This window comes from Pseudomonas sp. AIG, assembly GCF_977020205.1.
Genome location: NZ_CDROCK010000098.1, coordinates 1 through 6998, shown reverse-complemented (window position 1 = coordinate 6998; position 6998 = coordinate 1). Strand labels below are relative to the sequence as shown.

General features: G+C 51.8%; 4 protein-coding genes and 1 pseudogene. 1 reads left to right on the top strand and 4 read right to left on the bottom strand.

Annotated features, from left to right (window positions below; translation table 11 throughout):
• Window positions 1-341 (top strand): annotated as a pseudogene (locus tag ACWR1S_RS30305) (TetR/AcrR family transcriptional regulator); the annotation flags it as partial.
• Between the two features lie 115 nt (window positions 342-456).
• On the opposite strand, the gene ACWR1S_RS30300 reads toward ACWR1S_RS30305, so the two are convergent.
• The 4 genes from ACWR1S_RS30300 to ACWR1S_RS30285 all read right to left on the bottom strand — a co-directional run.
• Window positions 457-1878, bottom strand: a complete 1422-nt coding sequence (locus tag ACWR1S_RS30300) for an HlyD family type I secretion periplasmic adaptor subunit (RefSeq protein WP_454566070.1) — start codon at window positions 1876-1878, stop codon at window positions 457-459.
• Entirely contained in the window at window positions 1871-4033 is a 2163-nt protein-coding gene (locus ACWR1S_RS30295) for a type I secretion system permease/ATPase (RefSeq protein ID WP_454566069.1), read from the bottom strand. Before ACWR1S_RS30295 ends, ACWR1S_RS30300 begins: the two co-directional genes overlap by 8 nt.
• A gap of 116 nt (window positions 4034-4149) precedes the next feature.
• Entirely contained in the window at window positions 4150-5580 is a 1431-nt protein-coding gene (locus ACWR1S_RS30290; protein WP_454566068.1) for a TolC family outer membrane protein, read from the bottom strand.
• Window positions 5581-5790: 210 nt separating this feature from the next.
• The coding region (locus ACWR1S_RS30285; RefSeq protein WP_454566067.1) for a calcium-binding protein at window positions 5791-6998 on the bottom strand (1208 nt) is incomplete at its 5' end.

Here is a 6998-nt window from a genome sequence, read left to right as displayed (position 1 = left end):
ACGAAGCGCAGATGCGCGGCGCACTGAACGACGCCGCCCCGCTCTACCGCAACGCGCCCGAGGCCCAGGAAGTGCGCGCGGCCGGGCAACAGATCTTTACGACGTTCATGCAGGAAATGTTGCCCGACGTCGACGAGTCGAAACGCACAGCCGCGTGCGATCTGATCCTGACAACGCTCAGTTCGGTCGGCAAAGATTTTTCCGGCAGCCCGCGTACCGAGGAGGAAATCTCGGTATGCGCCGACGGGCTGGCGGATATGTTCAGTGCTTATGTGGTGAAGATCAATCGAGATCAAGTGCCTGCCACATGTGCTACGACAGGCTCCAGTTCGGGCGAATGAAATGCCGGGAGAATTGTTGACGGCGAGTGGTATGAAACTCACTTTCTCGACGGACATTGTGATATCCGATGCTTTTCAGATTCCTGGAATCCCGATGCCACTGGATAGCATCGAGCTATCTTTCCCGCAAGCTCTCGCTCATGTGCTGCTGCAACGGGCTCAGGAAATAGTCAATAACGCGACGTGTATCAGTCTTTACCTCTGCCGTAACAGCCATTCCCGGAGACAACTTTATGTCCGCACCATTAACATTCAGCGTATCTTTATCCAGGTGTATTTTACTGCTATATACCAATCCTCGTTTTTCATCTTCGATTGCGTCCCCAGAGACGCTAATTACTTCACCATTGATCGTGCCGTACTTAGTAAATGTGAAGGTTTCTATTTTTACCGTTACTGCCTGACCCGCCCGAACGAAGCCTACATCTTTATTTTCAACCAGTGCCTCAACTTCAACAGGTTGACCATCAGGCACCAAAACCATCAAGGGTTGAGCAGGAGTGATCACGCCCCCCACAGTGTGGACATCCAGTTGCTGAACCGTTCCATCGACAGGCGATTCTATAGTTGTAAGCTCATCTTTGTAACGAGCCTTCGCCAAGTCCTGCTCGAACATAGATATTTTTTGATCGGCTTGCTGCAGCAAGTCCAGCATTGCACGTCGCGATTGGGCCACGACGCCATCACGGCGACGCTCTGCCTCTTGGCGCGCTGCAGTTGACTGCAGAACACTTGCTTGCTGGACACTGAGCTGGCGTTCGAGATCAAGTCGGGCTTGTTCTTTTTCCAGATAAGCGTGTCGCGCTATATACTGCTTTTCGAGCAGGCGCTCGTAGTCGCCAGCAAGTTTCACAGCTATTGGCAGCGTTTTTTGCAGGCTGATTACCTGAATACGCGCGGATTGGATATCGGCTTGGCGCTGCTGAATCTCGGCATCTGCCTGATCCAGATTGCTGCGGTATTCCTGATACTGACCTTGTAACCAGCGTTGGGCGGCCATCACATGTTCACGATTTGCGTCCGGGATAGCGCCATCCAGACTACGGGGAGTCGTTCGCTCATTAATAGCCACTAACATCGCAGACGCCCGAGCACGATCAACACGAGCAGCAAGTAAATCGCCTCGAACCCGCTCTACATCAGCATCTGCAGCCGTAGAGTCCAGTTCCAGGAGCAATTGACCGGTTTTAACTGACTGTCCATCTCGCACGTGAATGGCCTTTATCACTGCCGTTTCGCTCGCTTGGATAATCTTCGTTTTACCGCTTGGAATGACTTTTCCTGCAGCTGTCGCAACGACATCAATTCTTCCTAGGCAAGCCCAGAGCAAAGCCAGTACCGCAAAGGCCATAATCGCCCATATAAAAAATCGCGGTGCAGGATGGCTCGGTTTATCTTGCAGCTCCAGCGAGGCTGGCAGGAACTGGACCTCATGTGCGAGACGCTTGGGCGCCTCCATTTCTATTCGGCGACGCCATGACTGACGCCAAACTCGTTTGTAACGGTGCAGTAAGTTCGTGGATTCAGTTTCAGACATGATTGCCTCCATGCTGCAAACGATGCAGACGGGAGTAATGCCCGGCCTGATGGGCCAAGAGCTCAAAATGAGTTCCTTGTTCAACAATCTGCCCGCGATCCACGACTACGATGCAATCAGCATCCCGAACTGCGGATAACCGGTGCGCAATAATGATGACCGTTCTACCCTTGCAGATAGACTGCATGTTTTGCTGGACGATACGCTCGGATTCATAGTCAAGCGCACTTGTAGCTTCGTCAAAAATCAGAATGCGCGGGTTGCCCATGAGAGCACGAGCGATAGCGATACGTTGGCGTTGCCCACCTGATAATGAGGCGCCATGCTCACCGACCATTGTGTCGTAGCCCTCGGGTAACTCGAGTATGAACTCATGGGCGCCGGCGAGCTTTGCAACCTTCATAACCAGTTCGAGGGGAGCGCCACCATCAACCAGTGCAATGTTCTCTCGAATGCTGCGGTTGAACAGCATGTTGTCCTGCAGTACCACACCTATCTGTCGCCTTAATGAGGAAGCATCCGCCAACGCCAAGTCCATGCCGTCAACCAGAACACGACCCCGCTCTGGTACATACAGACGTTGAAGCAATCGCGTCAGCGTACTTTTACCAGATCCCGAACGACCCACAATACCAACTACCTGGCCGGCATTGATGATCATATTGATACCTCGCAATACCTCTGAGCCATCCGGCCTGTAGCGGAAATGTACTTGGTCAAACTCAATGCGTCCCTTGATGGGCGGAAGTGCGCTGCGCGCATTACTGGAGAACTCCGTACGAGTATTCAAAATGTCGCCTAGACGTTGTACGGAGACCCCTGTCTGCTGAAAATTTGTCCACAACTGCGCTAATCGCATGATCGGCTGAGCCACACGTCCAGCCAACATGTTGAATGCTATCAACTGTCCCACGGATAGCTGCCCGTCGATTACCAGACGAGCTCCAAACCATAATGTAGCCACGGTTACCAGCTTTCCTATGAGCGCGACACTCTCATTGGCAATCGTCGATAAATTTTGGGTTTTGAAGCCAGCAGAAATATAACCTGCTAGTTGGTTGTTCCATTTCCGAATCACTTGAGGTTCAACGGCCATGGATTTAAGCGTGTCGATTCCATTAACCGTTTCCACTAAAAACGCTTGATTCTCAGCCCCCCGGGCAAAGCTGTCATTCAGTCGTTTGCGCAAGATGGGTGTAATGAAGACTGAAACGAGAATGTACAGAGGTAGCGACATCAAGACGATCAGTGTCAGCCAGCCACTGTAATAAAACATCACCGCAATAAACACCACAGAAAAGAGTACATCCAACAATAACGTTATGGCATTGCCAGTCAGAAAGTTTCGAATATTCTCCAACTCTCGCACCCGGGCTACTGAGTCACCTACTCTGCGCGCCTGAAAATAGGAAAGCGGCAATGTTATCAGATGGCGAAAAAGCTTGGATCCAAGTTCCACATCAATACGACTGGCAGTGTGCGTGAACACATAGGTGCGCAATCCTGAAAGGGCCGACTCGAACAGCATTACACCTGTAAGACCCACGGCTATTACGTCTAAAGTCGTCAGACCGTGGTGAACCAGGACTTTGTCCATAACAATCTGGAAGAACAGCGGAGTAATCAGTGAAAAAACTTGTAAGACGAAGGAGACAAGCATTACCTCGCCGAGTAACCTTCGGTACTTGATGATTGAGGGAATGAACCAAGTGAAGTCAAATCGCGAGGCCTCACTAGGTGTGGCTGATTCAGACTGAATCAATAACAAACGTCCGGCCCAGCGATCCTTCAATACATCGAGCGCGATGATTTCGGGCCGGGCCTGGAGCGGGTCATGGATCAGGACTTTACCTTGATCCAGACGAGCGATGATAAAGTACCCCCCATCTTTATTCGCCGCGATGGCTGGCAGTGGTGTTCGGTCCAGTCTTTCGAAGGAAGCGTCAGTTGCTTTGGCCTTCAGACCCAATTTTCGCGCTGCCAAAAGAAGTTCTACCTCGGACAGGCATTGATCGGCATGGCCAAACTCATGGGCCAGTTGCTCGGAGGAAGCAGTCATCTGATGGAATCGCGCAAGCATCACCAGCGATGCCAATCCAGTATCAACGAGCACCGCACTCTTGGGCGCAGAGGCGTCCATTTCTGATTTGTCCATAACGCTTCCCTGCGAATGCCAGGCAAGTAGGCCTGACATGACTCGAATAGGAGACTAGCAATAGGCATCTCTCCTCAGATCATAGCTGCAAAAACCATCACGTAAAGCGGGAAAAATCACTTGGACAATGTACGGCTTTGGGGGCCAGGAGGCAGAAAGTCTCGGGCAGGGTCGTAATCCTTTTTAAGATACGACGAGAGTGCCATCAGATCGTCAAGGCTCAATGTTCCTGCCGCTTGTTTCAACTTCAAATTATCAAGAATATAGTCATATCTGGCATTATTGTAATCGCGCACAACAGCGTAAAGTTGTCGTTGAGCGTTCATCACATCAGTGATATTTCTTAAACCTACATCCACACCGACTTGATTGGCTTCAACAGAATTCTGACCTGAAACAATACCTTTCTGGCGCGCTTCAATTTGCTCAATATCTGCGTTGATCCCTCGAAAAGCGTTGCGAGCATTCTGGACGACTTCACGACGACGATCTTCATGTTCATCCTGACTCTGGTATAACCGTTCAGTAGATTCTCTTACTTGGGCATTGGTTATGCCACCTGAGTAAAGTGGGACAGTTAATTCAATACCAATTGAACTTTGAGCAACGTTATCGCGATAACCATTACTGCCAAAATCCGTCGGATTGCTATAACCAAAACTATCATTATCGCCCTTACGATAGGAGGCCACGACATCAATCGTGGGGGCGTGGCCGGCCTTTCTTTGGCTAAGTGTCTGTTCAGCGACATTGACAGCGATTGCGGAGGCCTGCAATTCCAGATTTTGCCGAATAGCTATTTGGACCCAATCTTGAGCCTGATTAGGAACAGGCGGTTCTACCGGTAACGCATGACTGATTCCGGAAATCGATGTGTAATCCTGCTTAGTCAAGCGAGCCAATGATTCGTAGGCATCATCGACCCGTCTCTGAGCCTGCTGGCGATTGGCTCTCGCATTATCGTAGGCCGCCTGTGCATCGTAGACATCGGTGATACTGGAGGCACCGTCATCCAGCCGCCCCTGCGCTTGATCACGTTGACGCAACAGCGCGGCTTCCTCTGCCGAGGTAGCAGCAAACGCATCTAGCTGACGCAAGGTTTCAAAATATCCCTGAGCGACGCTCAGAATAAGATTTTGCTCTTTAGCGGACAATTCCAGTCCGGCTTGGGTCACGGTGTAGCGTGCGGCTTTAATCTGGTACCAGCGATCAAGGCGAAACAACGGTTGATTGAGGTTGGCCCGAAAAGTGGTGCCACTGCGGTTTCGATTCAGCGAGGGTTCATCGCGCTCCAGGTGATTGATTTCGGACGTGGCACCTGCCGTTAGATTTGGCAATAACCCTGCTCGAGCTTGAGGCAGGGCTTCGCGTTGTGCCAAATAGGAATGTCTGGCAACGGCCAGTTTGGCATCATTAGTCACGGCATCCCGATAGACCCCGAGCAAATCAGCGTGACCGTGCATCGAGTCAGTTGCTGTATACCCTGATATCCCGACAGTACATGTGAATCCCAAAACACCAAGCCGAACCAGGAAAGAACCGGTCATCTACGTTCCATGTCATAACAGAGCAGCGGTGCAGCTGCATAAAGACTACTAGGGCATACTGTGTGCGTGAGTCCAACCCTGTGAGGTCTGTCCTTGCGCAAGCATGGGGCATAACACCCCATTCCCGGCAACAGTGTGACAACAGCACCCCGTTCGTTGAGGTACTGTAGTTTTGAATGAAGTCAGCTCTGGCCTCACTCACCGCTCCCATCAACTCTGCTCGGATTTCCAACTATTGGCGATCACCACATCGAGTGCAGCATGTTGTGACGTCGAAAGAGATGTCTGGCCAGCCGCGGGCGGTGAGAACGCTGCCATCGCATCCACCAGACTCTGGACCTCAGCATCGACCAGCATTTTCCCACCAGCGGTTTTGAATTGCTCCACCCGATTGCCGCTGGCGACATACCAATCTTTGATCGTGAGTTTGTCGGTCGTACCTATAACACTGACCTCCAGGCCTTGGCCTGCGTCTACTGAACGAAACCACAGTTGATCCTGGCTGATCCCTTCCATGAACTGGATAAGATCGCCATTACCCGGTGTCGGATCATTTTCAATAATCACGTCGCTACCGTAGTTTCTCCCGAAGATATAGGTGTCGCTGCCCTGCCCCCCCATAAGCCAATCAGCTCCGGCGCCGCCATCCAATACATCATTGCCCGCAAGCCCGCTAATGACATTGACTGCACTGTTGCCCTTCAAATGATTACCCAAAGCATTGCCGCTGCCATCGATTGCCGTACTTCCCAGCAGGGTAAGATTCTCAACGTGACTGCCCAGCGCAAGTGTCACACTGGACTCAACGAGATCGATCCCCTCGTCAGCGTTCTCCAGTACGATATCGGTCGTGCGGTCTACCACATAGACATCATTGCCAATGCCTCCTTGCAAGGTATCGCTACCGCCTTTGCCGTCAAGGCGATCATTCCCCCCACCACCGATCAATACGTTGGCAGCGCTGTTCCCGATCATGACATTGTCGAGACCGTTGCCAGTTCCATTCAGGGATGAGCTACCGGTCAGTAGTAGATTCTCGAACTCGGCCTGTAGGGTGAACGATAGGCTGCTTTCGATGGTATCAATCCCGGCATCCAGACTCTCAAGGGCAATGTCTGCGACATTGTCTATTACGTAAGTATCATCACCCGCACCACCGATCATGGTATCGGAGCCTGCGCCGCCATCCATTCGGTCGTTGCCGCTTCCACCTTCAAGACGATCGATCCCGCTTCCCGCCGTAAGGCGGTCGTTACCTGCACCGCCGCTAATGAATTGCGCGAAGCTGCTCGTCACACCTATCATCACATCATCACCATCAGTCCCTACCTGTTGCAGCGCCGTGATGCTCAGGTGTTCACGCGTCCAGAGCGTACCGTCAGCAAACTCCACCCGCTCCAGTTGGTAGCGGCCACTGT